Origin of the sequence: Burkholderia sp. NRF60-BP8 (assembly GCF_001522585.2) — a bacterium.
Classification (GTDB): Bacteria; Pseudomonadota; Gammaproteobacteria; order Burkholderiales; family Burkholderiaceae; genus Burkholderia.
The window spans coordinates 1200003-1217846 of record NZ_CP013373.1; the positions used below are offsets into that span (position 1 = coordinate 1200003).

Consider the following 17844-nt stretch of genomic DNA (forward strand, 5'->3'; position numbering starts at 1 on the left):
TTCGTGGCGACGCAGCGGGCGGCGCGGGCGCTGATCTTCACCGCGGACGACTTCGGGCTGCATCCGCGCGTCAACGCGGCGGTCGAGCGTGCGCATCGCGACGGCGTGCTGAATGCCGCGAGCCTGATGGTCGGCGCGAGCGCCGCGCAGGATGCGATCGAACGCGCGCGGCGGCTGCCGTCGCTCGCGGTCGGGCTGCATCTGGTGCTCGCGGACGGCCCCGCCACGCTGCCCGCGCGTGACATTCCCGCACTCGTCGGCCCCGACGGGCGATTCGGCGACGCGATGGCGAAGGACGGCTGTCGCTTCTTCTTCCTGCCGCACGTTCGCGCGCAACTGCGCCGCGAAATCCGTGCGCAGTTCGATGCGTTCGCGGCGAGCGGCCTGCCGCTCGACCACGTGAACGCGCACAAGCATTTCCACCTGCATCCGACCGTGCTGTCGATGATCGTCGAGATCGGCCGCGACTACGGGCTGCGCGCGGTGCGGCTGCCTTACGAAACCGGCGCGCCCGCGTGGCTCAAGCCGTGGATCGCGCTGGTGCGCGCGCGGCTCGAGCGGGCCGGGCTCGCGCACAACGACTACGTGGTCGGCATCGAGCATACGGGCGCGATGGACGAGGCCGTGCTGCTCGACGCGCTCGCGAAGCTGCCGCCGGGCGTCGGCGAGATCTACTGCCATCCGGCCGAAGCCGGCGACGGCCCGATCACGCCGACGATGGCCGGCTACCGTCCGGCTGACGAACTGGATGCGCTGCTGTCGCCGCGCGTCGCGGCCGCGCTGAAAGCGGCGGGCGTCGCGACCGGCGGTTTCGCCGCCGTGTTCGGTGAGCCCGCGGCACGGCGCGGCGCGCACGCGTCGCGCGCACCGGGAGCCCAGCCGTCATGAGCAAGTGGATCAAGAGGCTCGGCTGGCCGATCGGCATCGGCATCCTGCTCGCGCTGGGGCTGCACGAAGGCGTCGGCGACGTGTCGCAGATGCTCGCGCGCGCCGGCTACGCGCTGCTGTGGCTGGTACCGTTCCACGCGCTGCCGCTGCTGCTCGACGCGTTCGCGTGGCATCTGCTGCTCGACCGGCGCAGCTCGCTGCCGTTCCTGTGGTGGATCGCGACCGTGCGCGAGGCCGTGAACCGGCTGCTGCCCGTGGTCGGGATCGGCGGCGAGATCGTCGGCATCCGGCTCGCGCGCTGGCAAGTGCCCGACGCGAGCCGTGTGACCGCGTCGGTGATCGTCGAGGTGCTCGTGACGATCGTCGTGCAGTATGCGTTCGCGGCGCTCGGCCTCGTGCTGCTGCTTGCGACGACCGACAACATGGGCGGCGGCACGATCGGCCTTGCGCTGTTGCTGACGCTGCCGTTGCCGGTGCTCGGCGTGGTGCTGATGCGGCGCGGCGGTATTTTCCACGCGATCGAGCGTTTCGCGGGCCGCCTGCTCGGCGATTCGCACCGGCTGCTGCAGGGCGTCGACGGCCGTCGCCTCGACGCCGACATCGATTCGCTGATGTCGCGCACGGGCCTGCTGTTCAGCGCCTTCTTCTGGCAACTGGCCGGCTACGTGCTCGGCGCGCTCGAGATCTACTGGGCGCTCGCACTGCTCGGCCACCCGGTGTCGATCGGCGGGGCGATCGCGATCGAGGCGATGACGCAGGCGGTGCGGCATGCGGCATTCATGGTGCCGGGCGGGCTCGGCGTGCAGGAAGCGACCGTCGTGCTGCTCGCGCAGATGTTCGGCGTCGACCGCGAGACGGCGCTGTCGCTCGCGGTGGTCAAGCGCGGCCGCGAGGTGCTGTTCGGTTGCCTCGCGCTCGGCTCGTGGCAGCTTGCCGAGCTGGTGCGCACGCGCCGCCGTCTGGGCGCGCCGCCGGCCGTGCCGCGCACGGCGCCGCCGGCGAAGCGGGCGTCCGAAACCCGGACCGAAACCGAAACGACGCATTGAACGAGGGACGGCCCGCACGACCCGTCTCGCGCTTTTGGCGCGGTGCGGGTATCCTTGCCGCGTGTTTTCTCCACGCGCATGTCTTCCGATGATTTTCCGTTTCCGGCTGCTTTCCGTGACGATGCTGGCCGCCGCGCTGGCGCTAACCGGTTGCGACGACCAAGGCCATCTCGACGTGCAACGTATCAGGGATTTCTTCAACGCGATCAAACCCGCGCCGCTGCTGCTGAAGGGGCTGAAGGTCGGCGAGTCGACCGAGGCCGACGTGCGCGGCACGATGGGCAAGCCCGAGACCGAGCGCACGTTCACCGACGGCTCGAAGCGTCTCGAATATCCGCGTGGCCCGATGGGCAACCAGACCTGGTTCGTCGACCTCGATGCGAACGGGCGCTACACGGGCGCGACGCAGGTGCTGACCGCCGAGAATTTCGCGAAAGTGCGCCCGGGGATGAACGAGGACGAGGTGCGACGCCTGCTCGGCAAGCCCGGCGACATCGCGCAATATCCGCTGAAGCCCGAGACGGTCTGGAGCTGGCGCTGGCTCGAGGACGGCGTCAACACCGATGCGTTCTTCAACGTCCATTTCGGCCCGGACGGGCTCGTCTATACGACGTCGCGCTCCGACATCCTGAAAGGGCGGTGACGCTCACGCGCGGCGCTTCTTCAGCCAGTCGCGCAGCGCGTCGTTCATGCGCGTCTGCCAGCCGGGGCCGTCCGCCCGAAACGCGGCGAGGATGTCGGCGTCGTAGCGGATGCTGACCTGTTCCTTCGGGTGCTCGAGCTTCGGGCGCCCGAACTTCTTCGCGACGACCTCGACGAATGGCTCCATCGCATCGATTTCGTCGTCGCCGAGTTCATGGGCGTCCGGATCGGCGGCGATGCCGCGCGCGATCGCCGCTTCTTCCTCGGGCGTGTTGCGGATGAATTTAACCGCCTTCTTCATATCGACTCATCTCTCGGTTGTTGGCTTTTCGCAGACTGACGACACGCAGCGTGCGGCCGCGCGGGACGACGATCGCCGTATAAAGGCGCGCGCCGATCGGCACCAGACAGATCCAGCGTGTCTCGCCGTAGTCCCTGCGGGTATCCACTCATGTGCGCGCTGCTTCCCACTCGGCGAATTCGGCCATTCGCAACGAGACGCCGTGTTTCAGTCGGTTCGACAGATCCTTGGCCTCGTCGAAAACGAATGGAATTTCGACTAATTGTGGATGCAAAAACATGAGATGGCAATGGGTTTTTGTAGATGCAAAAAGCGGGCGCCGCCGTGGATGGCAGCGAATCGGCGCCGCTCGCGTCGCGGGCAGGACCGAGCGATTGTGTGGCGCGTGTCCGGACATGCCCATTCGGCCCGATGGCCAGTGCGGCGCTATATCGAAAAAGCGACCGGAAAATTGCAAAAAACCCGCTTCCCGACGCGTCATGAGACTGTCAGGAAGCGGGTTTTTCCCTTTTGAAACAGCGGCGTAAGTCGTGCGCACAAATGGTGGGACGAATTGCTGCGATGCAGCAACCGCGCGCACGGTGATTTGAGGCAATCAATTTCGCTTGCGACTATCCGCGTCAGCCCGGCGCGGGACAGGCATACGCGTCGGCATTCATTCAATTCTGGAGACGCGCGTGTTCCTTTACGGCTTTGGTCCTGTCCTCTGGGCCGGCACCGTGCAGACCATCGAGCTGTCGGTGCTGTCGCTCGCCACTGCGGTGGCATTGGGACTGATCGGCGCGGTGGCGAAGCTGTCGCACAACCGGGTGCTGCGAGCGATCGCGACCGGTTATACGACGCTGATCCGCTCGGTGCCCGATCTTGTGCTGATGCTGCTGCTGTTCTACAGCATCCAGATCTGGCTGAACCAGTTCACCGACCTCGTCGGCTGGAACCAGATCGACATCGATCCGTTCGTGGCCGGCGTGCTGACGCTCGGCTTCATCTACGGCGCGTACTTCACCGAGACGTTTCGAGGCGCGTTCCTGTCGGTCCCGCGCGGCCAGCTCGAAGCCGGTGCGGCTTACGGGATGAGCGGCGCGCGCGTGTTCGCGCGGATCATGTTTCCGCAGATGATGCGCTTTGCGCTGCCGGGCATCGGCAACAACTGGCAGGTGCTCGTGAAGGCGACCGCGCTGGTGTCGATCATCGGTCTCGCGGACGTCGTGAAGGCCGCGCAGGACGCCGGCAAGAGCACGTTCAACATGTTCTTCTTCATTCTCGTCGCGGCGCTGATCTATCTCGCGATCACGACCGTCTCCAACCTCGTGCTGATCCAGCTCGAGAAGCGTTATTCCATGGGCGTGCGGCACGCAGAACTATGATCGAGATCCTCCAGGAATTCGGCAAGGCGTTCCTTTTCTGGGACGGCCAGCGCCTGTCCGGCCTCGCGGTGACGCTGTGGCTGCTCGTCGCATCGATTTCGCTCGGCTTCGTGTGCGCGGTGCCGCTGGCGGTCGCGCGCGTGTCGAGGAACAAGTGGGTGTCGATGCCCGTGCGCTTCTACACGTACGTGTTCCGCGGCACGCCGCTCTACGTGCAGTTGCTGCTGATGTACACGGGCATGTACAGCCTCGAGTTCGTGCGTTCGCACTCGCTGCTCGACGCGTTCTTCCGCAGCGGCTTCAACTGCGCGATCCTCGCGTTCGCGCTGAACACCTGCGCATACACCACCGAGATCTTCGCCGGGGCGATCCGTGCAATCCCGCACGGCGAAGTCGAGGCGGCGCGCGCGTACGGGATGACGCCGTTCACGATGTACCGCCGCGTGATCCTGCCGTCGGCGCTGCGCCGCGCGCTGCCGCTGTACAGCAACGAGGTGATCCTGATGCTGCACGCGACGACCGTCGCGTTCACGGCGACCGTGCCGGACATCCTGAAGGTCGCGCGCGACGCCAATTCCGCGACCTACATGGCGTTCCAGTCGTTCGGAATCGCCGCGCTGATCTATCTTGCGGTATCGTTCGCACTCGTCGCGGCGTTTCGCCGCGCGGAGCGCCACTGGCTCGCGTATCTCGCGGCCGCCCGTCATTGAATTCACTCGAGGAGAGCCAGTTGGCCGAGATCACTCAAACGAGCGCGTCCGCTTCCGTGAAGCTTGCCGCGGTCGACATTCACAAGCGCTACGGCGACAACGAGGTGCTCAAGGGCGTGTCGTTGGACGCGAAGGCCGGCGACGTCATCAGCATCATCGGCGCGAGCGGCTCGGGCAAGAGCACGTTCCTGCGCTGCATCAATTTTCTCGAGCGGCCGAATGCGGGGCAGATCGTCGTCGACGGCGAGGCCGTGCGCACGAAGGCCGACAAGACCGGCGCGCTGGAGGTGGCCGATCACAAGCAACTGCAGCGCATCCGCACGAAGCTCGCGATGGTGTTCCAGCACTTCAACTTGTGGGCGCACATGAACGTGCTCGAGAACGTGATGGAAGCGCCGGTGCACGTGCTGGGCATTTCGAAGAAGGAAGCCGAGGAGCGTGCGCGCGAGTACCTGGAGAAGGTCGGCCTGCCGCCGCGCGTCGAGAAGCAGTATCCGTCGCATCTGTCCGGCGGCCAGCAGCAGCGCGTGGCGATCGCGCGTGCGCTGGCGATGCATCCGGACGTGATGCTGTTCGACGAGCCGACTTCCGCGCTCGATCCGGAACTGGTCGGCGAAGTGCTGAAGGTGATGCAGAAGCTGGCCGAGGAGGGCCGCACGATGATCGTCGTCACGCACGAGATGGGCTTCGCACGCAACGTGTCGAACCACGTGATGTTCCTGCATCAGGGGCGGACCGAGGAAGAGGGCGATCCGAAGGAAGTGCTGGTGCGCCCGCAGAGCGAGCGGCTCAAGCAGTTCCTGTCGGGCAGCCTCAAGTAACGCGACAGGGCAGGTTTCAACCGTGGTACCGGTGTCCCGTCCCGCAGGCGCCACCCGCACGACGCAGGTGGCGATCGTTGCATTGCCGCCCGTGTCGATGTCGGGTGTGGGTCCGATCGTCGATGCGCTGAATCTCGCGAACGAGATCGACGGGCGGCTTTTGTACCGCTGGCAGGTGTGTTCGTGGGACGGGCGGCCGGTGCCGCTCGCCGGCGGCGCGCAATGGCATGCCGATGCGGCGTTCAACGACGCGATCGCGTGCGACTGGTTGATCGTCGTGTCGGAGCGGTTTCAGCAGTTTGCCGATTACCGGCTGTTTCTCGCGAGTCTCGCCCGGGTCGGGCAGCGCACGCCGGTCGTGACCGGCATTCACCACGGCGTGTGGTGGCTCGCGATGGCGGGGCAGCTTTCCGGGTATCGCGTGAGCGTGAACTGGGAGACGTACCAGCAGTTCGCCGAACAGTTCGAGCGGTCGATCGTCACGCAGCAGATCTTCGAGATCGATCGCGACCGGGCGACCTGTGCCGGCGGGCAAGCGACCGTCGACTTCATGCTGGCGATGATCGGCCGGGAACATGGGGCGGATCTCGCGGAGCGGATTGCCGATGCGCTGGGCGTCGGGGCGCTGCGCAGCGGCGAGGAGCGGCAGCGGATTCCTTTCGTGACTGCGCCGGGCGAGCGGCATCCTCGGTTGAACGACGCGTTGCTGTTGATGGAGGCCAATGTCGAGGATCCGTTGACGACCGATGAGATCGCCGGGTTGGTCGGCGTGTCGCGCCGACAGCTCGAGCGGCTCTTTCGGCAGTATCTCGGGGCGATGCCCTCCAAGTATTACCTCAATCTTCGGTTGCTCAAGGCACGGACGCAGTTGCAGCGGACCAGCAAGTCGGTGGTGCAGGTGAGTCTCGCCTGTGGGTTCTCTTCTGCTGCGCATTTTTCCAATGCCTATCGGGAAAGGTTCGGCGTCACGCCGCGGGAAGATCGGCGAGCCTGGCTCGAGAAGCAGACCGGGGGCGGTAGCGAACCTCGCGGTGGGGCGCTCGTCGAGCGCGGGAAAGATTAGCGGTTTTTTGGGCCTTTTTTGCGTTTTCGGATTTGGGGCGGCCCGCCCAGCGGCGGCGTGAAGCACCTGTGATCGTGTCGGTCTATTAGCGTCGCCCCTGCGCGGGGCGGCGGTCACTTTTCTTTGTCTTGCCAAAGAAAAGTAACCAAAAGAAAGGCGCCCGACATCGCATGACCTCCCGGTGCCATGGCCATCAGAGTGGCCACCATCTAAGTGTCCGCGCCAGTCAGGACAACGGAGTGGTTCGAGCAATGGTTCTGACACCACTCACTACCCCACGGAGCGGTATACCATCCGCTAGCTCCGTCCTCGCTTCGCTCGGCCGACAGGTCCATCCCCACCATGCCGGCATTGCCCGTCCTCACCAGGGACCCACTGTATTTTCGATACGCAGGAAAGCCTCGCGAGAAAGGGGGGCGCATACATGCCTATCGGAGAACGCCGATCGTCGAACGACCTGCCCATATAAATGCCGAGAGCAGAAAGAGGGCTGGCACTGACAGTTCCTGGAGGAGCGCGAACGCACCGGCATGCCCTGAAGTACCTTGCAGCCGAGCGTAGCGAGGATGGAGCTAGCGGATGGTATACCGCTCCGTGGGGTAGTGAGTGGTGTCAGAACCATTGCTCGAACCACTCCGTTGTCCTGACTGGCGCGGACACTTAGATGGTGGCCACTCTGATGGCCATGGCACCGGGAGGTCATGCGATGTCGGGCGCCTTTCTTTTGGTTACTTTTCTTTGGCAAGACAAAGAAAAGTGACCGCCGCCCCGCGCAGGGGCGACGCTAATAGACCGACGCGATCGCAGGTGCTTCACGACCAACCCGAGCGGACCCCCACAAGCTCCGAAAAATACGAACCAAGCCACGCCCCCCGCCCGAGAGGGCAAAATGACGCGCACTATCTGCTTCCGATAGAACCCGTCGCAATTCCGCAAGACGCTTGCGCCACCCTTACCTAAACTTGAACCTGTTGAACCCTCTTACGAAACCGAAAGGAACGACCATGACGACCTCGACCGTGACCCGCCAGACATTCGACGAAGTGATGGTGCCGGTATTTTCCCCCGCCCCGTTCGTGCCGGATCGCGCAGAGGGCTCCCGCGTGTGGGACACGGCCGGCCGCGAATACATCGATTTCGCGTGCGGCATCGCGGTGACGTCGCTCGGCCACGGCCACCCGGAACTGCTGAAGGTGCTCGACGAACAAAGCCGCAAGCTCTGGCACATCGGCAACGGCTACACGAACGAGCCGGTGCTGCGCCTCGCGAAGCGCCTCGAATCGCTGACCTTCGCCGATCGCGCGTTCTTCGCGAACTCGGGCGCGGAAGCGAACGAAGCCGCACTGAAGCTCGCGCGCCGCGTCGCGTTCGATCGCCACGGCGCCGACAAATTCGAAATCATCTCGTTCGTGCAGTCGTTCCACGGCCGCACGTTCTTCACCGTCAGCGTCGGCGGCCAGCCGAAGTACTCGGAAGGCTTCGGCCCGGTCCCGGCCGGCATCAAGCACCTGCCGTACAACGACATCGAAGCCGCGAAGGCCGCGATCGGCCCGCAAACCTGCGCCGTGATCGTCGAGCCGGTGCAGGGCGAGGGCGGCGTGATCCCGGCCGATCCGGCGTTCCTGAAGGCGCTGCGCGAAGCATGCGACGCCAACGACGCACTGCTGATCTTCGACGAAGTGCAAACGGGCGTGGGCCGCACGGGCCAGTTCTACGCTTACATGGACACGGGCGTCACGCCGGACATCCTCACGACCGCGAAAGCGCTCGGCAACGGCTTCCCGATCGGCGCGATGCTGACGACGAACGAGCTGGCCGCGCACTTCAAGGTCGGCGTGCACGGCACGACGTACGGCGGCAACCCGCTCGCGTCGGCGATCGCGGACAAGGTCGTCGAACTGATCGGCGATCCGGCCCTGCTCGAAGGCGTGCGCGAACGCAGCGTGCGCCTGAAGGGCGCGCTCGAACGCATCAACGCGCGTTTCGGCATCTTCAAGGACGTCCGCGGCAAGGGCCTGCTGGTCGGCGCGGAACTCACCGCCGCATTCGACGGCCGCGCGAAGGACTTCGTCACCGCCGCCGCCGAGAACGGCCTGATCATGCTGATCGCCGGCCCGAACGTGCTGCGCTTCGTGCCGTCGCTGGTGATCCCGTTCGACCTGCTCGACGAAGGCACCAAGCGCTTCGAGAAGGCGGTCGAACACGTGCTCGCCGCACAGGAAGCCACCGCGCGCTGAGCGGCGCGCCCATCGCAGACAGGAACGACGATGCTATTTGTTCGCCCCGGCAAACTCACGGATCTCGATGCGCTCGCGCACATGGCGCGCACCGCGCAGCCGGTCCTGCACTCGCTGCCGCACGACCGCGCGGCGCTCGAAGCGCGCGTGGCGCTCTCCGAGGATTCGTTTCGCGCGGACGTCGACTTCGCCGGCGAGGAGTTCTATCTGTTCGTGCTCGAGGATTCGTCGACGGGCAAGCTGCTCGGCACGGCGAGCATCGTGGCCGCGGCCGGCTACTCGGAACCGTTCTACGCGTTCCGCAACGACGCACTGATCCACGCGTCGCGCGAGCTGCACGTGAACCGCAAGATCCACGCGCTCACGATGTCGCACGAGCTGACCGGCAAGAGCCGGCTCGCGGGCTTTTACGTCGATCCGTCGCTGCGCGGCGACGCGGCCGCGCACCTGATCTCGCGCGCCCGGATGATGTACATCGCCGCGAACCGGCGCCGCTTCACGCCGGAAGTCTTCACGCTGCTGCTCGGCGTGAGCGACGGCACCGGCGCATCGCCGTTCTGGGAAGCGGTGGGCCGCAAGTTCTTCGGCCGCGATTTCACCGACGTCGACATCGCATCGGGCGGCCGCAGCCGCACGTTCATCGCGGAAGTGATGCCGGCCTATCCGCTCTACGTGCCGCTGCTGCCGGAAGCCGCGCAGCGCGTGCTCGGCGAGCCGAACGAAACGGCGTTGCTCGCGTACGACATCCATCTCGAGGAAGGCTTCGAGCCCGACCGCTTCGTCGACATCTTCGACGCCGGCCCGGTGTTGACCGCGCAGGTCGACCGCACCGCGTGCGTGAAGCATGGCTCGGAGCGCGTCGTGCGCGAGGCCGCGCATCAGCAGGGCGACGTCGCGTACATGGTGTCGACGGGCAGCGGCGAATCGTTCCGCTGCGTGCTGGCCGACCTGCCGGGCGACGCGCACGATGCGCCGCTGGCCGGCGACGTGCGCGCGGCGCTCGATGTGAAGGAAGGCGATGTGGTGCGCTGCGTGCCGCTGCATCGCCGCAGCGATGAAGATTTGACGGGAGACGCAGCATGATCGTCGTTCGGGTCGTACAAACGGGCGACGTCGACGCGCTCGTGTCGCTCGCGCAGGAAACCGGGCCGGGCCTGACCACGTTCAAGCCCGACCGCGACGCGCTCGCCGCGCGCATCGAGCGCTCGCGCCGCACGCTCGAAGGCCGGGCCGCACCGGGCGAGGCCGGCTACTTCTTCGTGATGGAAGACTCGAAGACGGGCGACATCGCAGGCGTGTGCGGGATCGAAACACAGGTCGGCCTCGAGCAGCCGTTCTACAACTACCGCGTGAGCACGGTCGTGCACGCGAGCCAGGAGCTCGGCGTGTGGACGCGGATGTCCGCGCTGAACATCTCGCACGACCTGACGGGCTACGCGGAAGTGTGCTCGCTGTTCCTGAGCCCGCGCTATCGCACGGGCGGCGTCGGCGGCCTGCTGTCGCGTTCGCGCTTCATGTTCATCGCGCAATTCCGCGACCGCTTTCCGGAGCGCATCTGCGCGGAACTGCGCGGCCACTTCGACGAGGACGGCACGTCGCCGTTCTGGCGCGCGGTCGGTTCGCACTTCTACCAGATCGATTTCAACGCGGCCGATTACCTCAGCTCGCACGGCCGCAAGTCGTTCCTCGCGGAACTGATGCCGCGCTACCCGGTGTACGTCGACCTGCTGCCGCAGGACGCGCAGGACGCGGTCGGCCTCACGCATCGCGACACGCTGCCGGCCCGCAAGATGCTCGAAGCGGAAGGGCTGCGTTACCAGAATCACGTCGACATCTTCGATGCGGGCCCCGTGCTCGAATGCCACGTCAACGACCTGCGCACGGTGCGCGAGAGCGTCGTCGTACCGGTCGCGATCGGCGTGCCCGATGCACGTGACGACGCGCCGAAGTCGCTCGTGTCGAACACGTCGCTCAACGATTTCCGCGTCGGCGTCGCGCCGGGCGTGGTCGCGAACGGCTCGTTCGTGCTGTCGGCCGACGATGCCGCCGCGCTCGACGTGAAGGCCGGCGACCCGGTCCGCGTGCTGCCGCTCAAAGTCAAACAGGGATAAACGAATCATGACGGAACTCTTCATCGACGGCGCCTGGACCGCAGGCTCGGGCCCCGTCTTCGCTTCGCGCAACCCGGGTACCGACGCTGTCGCGTGGCAGGGCGAAAGTGCGTCGGCGGCGGACGTCGACCGTGCGGTCGCGAGCGCGCGCCGTGCGTTCGCCGGCTGGTCGGCGCTCGACTTCGAAGCGCGCTGCGAGATCGTCCAGCGCTTCGCCGCGTTGCTCACCGAACGCAAGGAAGCGCTCGCGACCGCGATCGGCCGCGAGACGGGCAAGCCGCTGTGGGAAGCGCGCACCGAAGTCGCGTCGATGGCGGCGAAGGTCGGCATCTCGATCCAGGCCTACCAGGAACGCACCGGCGAGAAGCGCCAGGACATGGCCGACGGCGTCGCGGTGCTGCGTCACCGGCCGCACGGCGTCGTCGCGGTGTTCGGCCCGTACAACTTCCCCGGCCACTTGCCGAACGGTCATATCGTGCCGGCGCTGATCGCCGGCAACACGGTCGTGTTCAAGCCGTCCGAACTCGCACCGGGCGTTGCGCGCGCAACGGTCGAGGTATGGAAGGAAGCCGGGCTGCCGGCCGGCGTGCTGAACCTCGTGCAGGGCGAGAAGGATACCGGCATCGCGCTCGCGAACCATCGGCAGATCGACGGGCTGTTCTTCACCGGCAGCTCGGATACCGGCACGCTGCTGCACAAGCAGTTCGGCGGCCGTCCGGAAATCGTGCTCGCGCTCGAGATGGGCGGCAACAACCCGCTCGTGATCGGCGAAGTCGAGGACATTGACGCGGCCGTGCATCATACGATCCAGTCGGCGTTCCTGTCGGCCGGCCAGCGCTGCACGTGCGCGCGCCGCATCTTCGTGCCGCAGGGCGCGTTCGGCGACCGCTTCCTCGCGCGCTTCGCCGACGTCACGTCGAAGATCACCGCCGACGTGTTCGACGCCGATCCGCAGCCGTTCATGGGCGCGGTGATCTCGGCACGCGCGGCCGCGAAGCTGGTCGACGCGCAGGCGCGCCTGGTCGAGCAGGGCGCGAAGCCGATCGTCGCGATGACGCAGCGCGATCCGCGCCTCGGCTTCGTGAACGCCGCGATCGTCGACGTGACGGGCGTCGCGAACCTGCCCGACGAAGAACATTTCGGCCCGCTCGCGCAGATCGTCCGCTATGCGACGTTCGACGACGCGATCGAGCGCGCGAACGACACGGCGTTCGGCCTGTCCGCGGGCCTGCTGGCCGACGACGCGAAGGTGTGGGAGCACTTCCGCCGCACGATCCGCGCCGGGATCGTCAACTGGAACCGGCCGACCAACGGCGCGTCGTCCGCCGCGCCGTTCGGCGGCACGGGCCGCTCGGGCAACCATCGCCCGAGCGCGTACTACGCGGCCGATTACTGCGCGTATCCGATGGCGTCGGTGGAAAGCACGCAACTGACTTTGCCCGCGAGCCTGTCGCCGGGCCTGCATTTCTGATCGAGGGAACGACGATGAACGCACAAGAAGCCAATTTCGACGGGCTCGTCGGCCCGACCCACAACTATGCCGGGCTGTCGTTCGGCAACGTGGCGTCGCTGAACAACGAGAAGTCGGCCGCGAACCCGAAGGCCGCCGCGAAGCAAGGGCTGCGCAAGATGAAGCAGCTCGCGGATCTCGGCTTCGCGCAAGGCGTGCTGCCGCCGCAGGAGCGGCCGTCGCTGCGCTTGCTGCGCGAGCTCGGCTTCTCGGGCAAGGACGCCGACGTGATCGCGAAGGCCGCGAAACAGGCGCCCGAGCTGCTCGCCGCGGCGAGTTCGGCGTCGGCGATGTGGACCGCGAACGCGGCCACCGTCAGCCCGTCGGCGGATACGAGCGACGGCCGCGTGCACTTCACGCCGGCGAACCTGTGCAGCAAGCTGCATCGAGCGATCGAACACGAAGCGACGCGCCGCACGCTGTCGACGCTGTTCGCGGACCCCGCGCACTTCGCGGTGCATGAAGCGCTGACGGGCACGCCGGCGCTCGGCGACGAAGGCGCGGCGAACCACACGCGCTTTTGCGCCGAATACGGCAAGCCCGGCATCGAGTTCTTCGTGTACGGCCGCGCCGAATACCGCCGCGGCCCGGAGCCGAAGCGCTTCCCGGCACGCCAGACCTTCGAGGCGAGCCGCGCGGTCGCGCATCGTCACGGGCTCGCCGAGGAAGCGACGGTCTACGCGCAGCAGGATCCGGACGTGATCGATGCGGGCGTGTTCCACAACGACGTGATCTCGGTCGGCAACCGCGATACGCTGTTCACGCACGAGCGCGCGTTCGTCAACAAGCAGGCGATCTACGACACGTTGACCGCCGCGCTCGACGCGCGCGGTGCGCGCCTGAACGTGATCGAGGTGCCGGACGCGGCCGTGAGCGTGAACGACGCGGTGACGTCGTACCTGTTCAACAGCCAGCTGCTGTCGCGCGCGGATGGGTCGCAGGTGCTCGTCGTGCCGCAGGAATGCCGCGAGAACGCGAGGGTCGCCGCCTATCTCGACCAGCTCGCGGCCGGCAACGGCCCGATTCGCGACGTGCTCGTGTTCGACCTGCGCGAAAGCATGAAGAACGGCGGCGGCCCCGCGTGCCTGCGCCTGCGCGTCGTGCTGACCGAAGCGGAGCGCGCGGCCGTCACGTCGAACGTGTGGATCAACGATACGCTGTTCGCGTCGCTCGACGCGTGGATCGACAAGCACTATCGCGATCGCCTCGCACCGGAAGACCTCGCGGATCCGGCGCTGCTCGCCGAGTCGCGCACGGCGCTCGACGAGCTCACGCAGATCTTGCGCGTCGGGTCGCTGTATGACTTCCAGCGCTGAGGCACGGATGCCGGCCGTCGCGCTGCTCGACGATTTTCTCGCGTTCACGCTGGCCGGCGAGGCGCCGGCCGACCAGGGCGGCGTCTGCGCGGGCGGCGCGGTGCGCTGGCAATGGCTCGGCGACGGGCTGCTCGCGTTCGAACCGGCCGCGGCCGGCGCCGCGGCGCGCGCGAGCGTGCTCGTGTCGGCCGGCGTGCACGGCGACGAGACCGCGCCGATCGAACTGCTGTCGCTGCTGGTGCGCGATCTGGCGTCGGGCGCGCTGCCGCTCGCGTGCCGGCTGCTCGTCGTGCTCGGCAACGTGCCGGCGATGCGCGCGGGCCAACGCTATTTCGACGACGACCTGAACCGGCTGTTCGGCGGTCGTCACGCGCAGGCGCCCGCGAGCCGCGAAGCGCCGCGCGCCGCGCAACTCGAAGCGGCGGCTTCCGCATTCTTCGCGGCGGCGCCGGCGGCCGGCGCACGCTGGCACATCGACATGCACACGGCGATTCGCGCATCGGTGTTCGAGCAATTCGCGCTGCTGCCGTACACGGGCACGCCGCCCACGCGCGCGATGGTCGAATGGCTCGGCGACGCCCGCATCGCGGCCGTGCTGCTGCATACGGCGAAAGGCAACACGTATTCGCATTTCACGGCCGAGCATTGCGGCGCGCTCGCGTGCACGCTGGAACTCGGCAAGGTGCGGCCGTTCGGCCAGAACGACCTGACGCGCTTCGCGCCGGCCGACCGCGCGGTGCGCAAGCTCGTGTCGGCGGGGGCGACGGACGTCGATGCCGCGGGCGGCCATCCGTCGCTGCCGCGCGTCTTCACGGTGATCGATCAGATCACGAAGCAGAGCGACGCGCTCGAGCTGTTCGTCGCGGCCGACGTCGCGAACTTCACCGCGTTCCCGCGCGGCACCGTGCTCGCGCAGGACGGCGACTATCGCTACACGGTGCAGCACGACGAGGAGCGCATCGTGTTCCCGAACCCGACCGTGAAGCCGGGGTTGCGCGCGGGCCTGCTGGTCGTCGATACGACGCACGACACGCTGGCCGCACTCGTCTGATCGATGCGCGATCGGGCGGGCTGCTGCGCCTCGCGGCCCGCGCATCGTTCGCGATCCATTCATTTTTGCGATGACGCCCGCACGTCGTGCCCACGGCGTGGGCGCCGCGCTTGCGTATTTGCGACACCGTCTTGCAAGTTCGACAGGTCGCGTGGCGGCCGCCCGGCACGCAGCGCAGCATCGCGTATCGCCGGCCGCTTTGCCATATCGGGCCGCACGGATTGGTACAATCGCGGCCTTGCGACTGTTGCGTCGCATCACGGCGCGGCGTCGGCATTGCCGGGGTCATCCGACCCTGCGATGATGCATGCGCCCGTCGTTCCGGAACATTCGAGTATCGAGGAGAACACCTGATGAAGTTGGATTGGCGTAAAGTGGCCGCGCATGCGGTGGTGGCGGCATCGGCCGTGGCGGCAGGCAGCGCGTTTGCCGCGGATCTGAAGGAGATCCGGTTCGGCGTCGAGGCCTCGTACGCACCGTTCGAATACAAGACGCCCGACGGCAAGCTGACCGGCTTCGACATCGATATCGGCAACGCGGTGTGCGCGAAGCTGAAGACGAAGTGCGTGTGGGTCGAGAACGACTTCGACGGCCTGATCCCGGCGCTGCAGGCGCGCAAGTTCGACGCGATCAACTCGGACATGACGATCACCGACCAGCGCAAGCACGCGATCGCGTTCACCGACCCGATCTACACGATTCCGAATCAGCTGATCGCGAAGCAGGGCAGCGGCCTGCTGCCGACACCGCAATCGCTGAAGGGCAAGCGCGTCGGCGTGCTGCAGGGCACGATCCAGGAAGCGTACGCGAAGAAGAAGTGGGCGCCGGCCGGCGTCGAAGTCGTGCCGTACCAGACGCAGGATCTGGCGTACGCCGATCTGAAGTCGGGCCGTCTCGACGCAACCTTCCAGGATTCGGAAGCCGGCTCGAAGGGCTTCCTGACGAAGCCGCAAGGCCAGGGCTTCGCGTTCGCGGGCGGCACGGTCAGCGACACCGAAATCCTCGGCTCGGGCGTCGGCTTCGGCCTGCGCAAGAACGACGCGGCGCTGAAGACCGCGCTCGATCAGGCGCTGAAGGAACTGAAGGCCGACGGCACGATCGACAACCTCGCGAAGAAGTACTTCAGCGTGCCCGTCACGCTCAAGTAAGCGTTTCGTTCGATCGCACGATGGTAAAAAACCGGCCGCCGATGCGGCCGGTTTGCTTTGGTGGAGCGCAAGCGGCGGTGGGGCGGAGCGTCAGCCGGGCGGCGCGGGAAAGAACCGCCCGAGCTCGCGCGCGAGTTCGTTGAGCACGGCCATCTCCTGCTGCGAGATCTTGCGCGCGGGCTGCACGCCGGCCCAGTCGCCGTACAGCAGCGCGACGCTCGTTGCGCCGACGCGCACGGGCAGCAGCACGAACGCGCGCGTGTCGTCGAACGCGTCGAGATACCACGCGGGCAGGCGCTTCATCATCTTCGGCTCCTGCGCCTGCTCGATGAAGATCCCGACCGAGTTCGAGATCGCGAGATGAAACACGTCCGGCTCGAAGCGCTCGTCGAAGCGCAGCCGGTCGAGCGCCGTATCGACGCCGGGGCCGAAACCCAGACGCGCGGCGAACGTGCCGTCGTCGTGACGCACGAACATCACGGTGCGCGTGAAGGCGAGGCCGGCCAGCAGGCTTTCCGACGCGAGCGCGAGCACCGGCGTCAGCACGTGCTCGGACGGCAGCGCGCGCAGGTCCGCGAGGCCGGCTTCGAGGCATGCCTCGGGCTCGGCCTGCGCGCGCGCGATCGCATCGGCGTTCGCGCGCAGCTCGACGATCTCGCGCATCACGGTGTCGCTCGCTTCCTCGCGCGCGAGGCGCTCGGCGATCTCGACGAGCGCCGCGGGTTCCATGCCGAGTGTCGGGCTGCAGTGCAGCGCGAGCGCCGCGACGCGCGCGTCGCGCTGCGGGCCGGCCGGCAGCGCGAGCGCACCGGCGACGTCGGTCGAGCAGCGGCTCACCGCGCGCAGCCAGCGGATGCGATCGGCCGGGCCGCGATCGGCCGGGCCGTCGTCGGCGGCGACCGCCGGGCAGCAGCCGACGCCGTCATCGTCGAACGCGTCGGCACAGGTCGCGTGGCCGTCGTCGTTGGCCATCCCCGCACGGATCACGTCGGGCAATCGCCAGCGCGCGGCCGCCTCGAGGCCGATCTCGTCGAAGCCGACGCCGAGCACCTCGGCGCAGGCGGCCGATTCGTCGCCGTTCAGCTCGGACGCGCGGCGGCGGATGCGGTCCCATTCGCTGTCGAGATAGCAGACCACCAGCAGCTTGCCGACCTGGCGCATCAGCGTGCAGACGACGGCCTCCTCGCCCGCGCGCAGTTCGACGCGTTCGGTGAGCTTGCGCGCGACGCAGCCGGACAGCAGCGCGCGGTTCAGCTCCAGCTTCGCGTCGATGCGACGCGGCGTGCTCTGATGGAAATGGTCGACGAGCTTGAGTCCGACGACGAGATGGCCGACGGCGTCCATGCCGAGCACCATCAGCGCGCGGGTCACGGTGGTGATGTTGCCGCCGAACGCCATGTACATCGCGGAGTTCGCGAGGCGCAGCACTTTCTGCGTGAGCGCGAAGTCCGACAGCACGACGCGCACGAGCGCGGTGAAGTCGAGGTCGTCGTTCTTCATCGCGGCCATCGTCGCGCGCAGCGATTCCGACAGCAGCGGGAAATCGCCCCGTTCGTTCATCCGGGCCCACAGCTTGTCGAGCAGCGCGGTGCGGGGCAGGTGTTCGGTGATTGACATACGGATCTGTTCGGTT

At 67.3% G+C, this 17844-nt stretch carries 18 protein-coding genes; 14 read left to right on the top strand and 4 right to left on the bottom strand.

Annotated elements, in window-relative coordinates; genetic code table 11:
* Positions 1 to 3: 3 nt before the first annotated feature.
* The 3 genes from hpnK to WS54_RS18975 all read left to right on the top strand — a co-directional run bounded on the left by hpnK (position 4) and on the right by WS54_RS18975 (position 2577).
* Positions 4 to 888 (top strand): hopanoid biosynthesis-associated protein HpnK, encoded by an 885-nt coding sequence (hpnK, locus tag WS54_RS18965; protein WP_059782514.1) that lies wholly within the window; start codon positions 4 to 6, stop codon positions 886 to 888.
* Entirely contained in the window at positions 885 to 1934 is a 1050-nt protein-coding gene (locus WS54_RS18970; protein WP_059782515.1) for a lysylphosphatidylglycerol synthase domain-containing protein, read from the top strand. Before hpnK ends, WS54_RS18970 begins: the two co-directional genes overlap by 4 nt.
* An 88-nt stretch (positions 1935 to 2022) precedes the next feature.
* The gene (locus WS54_RS18975; RefSeq protein WP_034206821.1) at positions 2023 to 2577 is read left to right on the top strand and encodes a lipoprotein; all 555 of its coding nucleotides are present in this window, start codon (positions 2023 to 2025) and stop codon (positions 2575 to 2577) included.
* 3 nt (positions 2578 to 2580) lie between these two features.
* Here the strand turns inward: WS54_RS18975 and WS54_RS18980 are convergent, their stop codons facing one another.
* From WS54_RS18980 to WS54_RS34285, 3 genes are read right to left on the bottom strand one after another with little or no spacing between them, the layout of a single operon-like run.
* Positions 2581 to 2877, bottom strand: coding sequence for a BrnA antitoxin family protein (locus WS54_RS18980; RefSeq protein ID WP_059782517.1), 297 nt, complete (start codon positions 2875 to 2877; stop codon positions 2581 to 2583).
* The gene (locus tag WS54_RS34280; RefSeq protein WP_257792066.1) at positions 2861 to 3025 is read right to left on the bottom strand and encodes a BrnT family toxin; all 165 of its coding nucleotides are present in this window, start codon (positions 3023 to 3025) and stop codon (positions 2861 to 2863) included. The genes WS54_RS18980 and WS54_RS34280 overlap by 17 nt, the downstream gene beginning before the upstream one ends.
* A complete protein-coding gene (locus WS54_RS34285) occupies positions 3026 to 3472 on the bottom strand; it encodes a hypothetical protein (RefSeq protein WP_236872805.1) in 447 nt (148 codons plus the stop codon).
* Positions 3473 to 3554: 82 nt separating this feature from the next.
* On the opposite strand from WS54_RS34285, the gene WS54_RS18990 reads away from it, so the two are divergent.
* The 11 genes from WS54_RS18990 to WS54_RS19055 all read left to right on the top strand — a co-directional run bounded on the left by WS54_RS18990 (position 3555) and on the right by WS54_RS19055 (position 16211).
* Positions 3555 to 4244: an ABC transporter permease gene (locus WS54_RS18990; protein ID WP_006488734.1), complete on the top strand. Its 690-nt coding sequence runs from the start codon at positions 3555 to 3557 to the stop codon at positions 4242 to 4244.
* Positions 4241 to 4954 carry an ABC transporter permease gene (locus WS54_RS18995; RefSeq protein WP_034206823.1) on the top strand — a complete coding sequence of 238 codons (714 nt, stop codon included), beginning with the start codon at positions 4241 to 4243 and terminating at the stop codon, positions 4952 to 4954. The genes WS54_RS18990 and WS54_RS18995 overlap by 4 nt, the downstream gene beginning before the upstream one ends.
* A gap of 20 nt (positions 4955 to 4974) precedes the next feature.
* Positions 4975 to 5775, top strand: coding sequence for an ABC transporter ATP-binding protein (locus WS54_RS19000; RefSeq protein WP_034206824.1), 801 nt, complete (start codon positions 4975 to 4977; stop codon positions 5773 to 5775).
* A gap of 22 nt (positions 5776 to 5797) precedes the next feature.
* Positions 5798 to 6838 carry a GlxA family transcriptional regulator gene (locus WS54_RS19005; protein ID WP_059782519.1) on the top strand — a complete coding sequence of 347 codons (1041 nt, stop codon included), beginning with the start codon at positions 5798 to 5800 and terminating at the stop codon, positions 6836 to 6838.
* A 1004-nt stretch (positions 6839 to 7842) separates the two neighbouring features.
* Positions 7843 to 9075 (top strand): aspartate aminotransferase family protein, encoded by a 1233-nt coding sequence (locus WS54_RS19020; RefSeq protein ID WP_059782521.1) that lies wholly within the window; start codon positions 7843 to 7845, stop codon positions 9073 to 9075.
* A 30-nt stretch (positions 9076 to 9105) separates the two neighbouring features.
* Positions 9106 to 10158, top strand: coding sequence for an arginine/ornithine succinyltransferase subunit alpha (gene aruF, locus WS54_RS19025; RefSeq protein ID WP_034206826.1), 1053 nt, complete (start codon positions 9106 to 9108; stop codon positions 10156 to 10158).
* Complete coding sequence (astA, locus tag WS54_RS19030; protein WP_034206827.1) at positions 10155 to 11186, top strand: arginine N-succinyltransferase; 1032 nt, start codon at positions 10155 to 10157, stop codon at positions 11184 to 11186. Before aruF ends, astA begins: the two co-directional genes overlap by 4 nt.
* 7 nt (positions 11187 to 11193) lie before the next feature.
* Entirely contained in the window at positions 11194 to 12657 is a 1464-nt protein-coding gene (astD, locus tag WS54_RS19035; protein WP_059782523.1) for a succinylglutamate-semialdehyde dehydrogenase, read from the top strand.
* A gap of 14 nt (positions 12658 to 12671) precedes the next feature.
* Positions 12672 to 14012, top strand: a complete 1341-nt coding sequence (gene astB / locus WS54_RS19040; protein ID WP_034206829.1) for an N-succinylarginine dihydrolase — start codon at positions 12672 to 12674, stop codon at positions 14010 to 14012.
* Between the two features lie 7 nt (positions 14013 to 14019).
* A complete protein-coding gene (astE, locus tag WS54_RS19045; RefSeq protein ID WP_059782525.1) occupies positions 14020 to 15063 on the top strand; it encodes a succinylglutamate desuccinylase in 1044 nt (347 codons plus the stop codon).
* Between the two features lie 353 nt (positions 15064 to 15416).
* Complete coding sequence (locus tag WS54_RS19055) at positions 15417 to 16211, top strand: ABC transporter substrate-binding protein (RefSeq protein ID WP_006490898.1); 795 nt, start codon at positions 15417 to 15419, stop codon at positions 16209 to 16211.
* Between the two features lie 90 nt (positions 16212 to 16301).
* Here WS54_RS19055 and WS54_RS19060 read toward each other — a convergent pair whose 3' ends face one another.
* Positions 16302 to 17828 carry an HDOD domain-containing protein gene (locus WS54_RS19060; RefSeq protein ID WP_059782528.1) on the bottom strand — a complete coding sequence of 509 codons (1527 nt, stop codon included), beginning with the start codon at positions 17826 to 17828 and terminating at the stop codon, positions 16302 to 16304.
* Positions 17829 to 17844 lie beyond the last annotated feature (16 nt).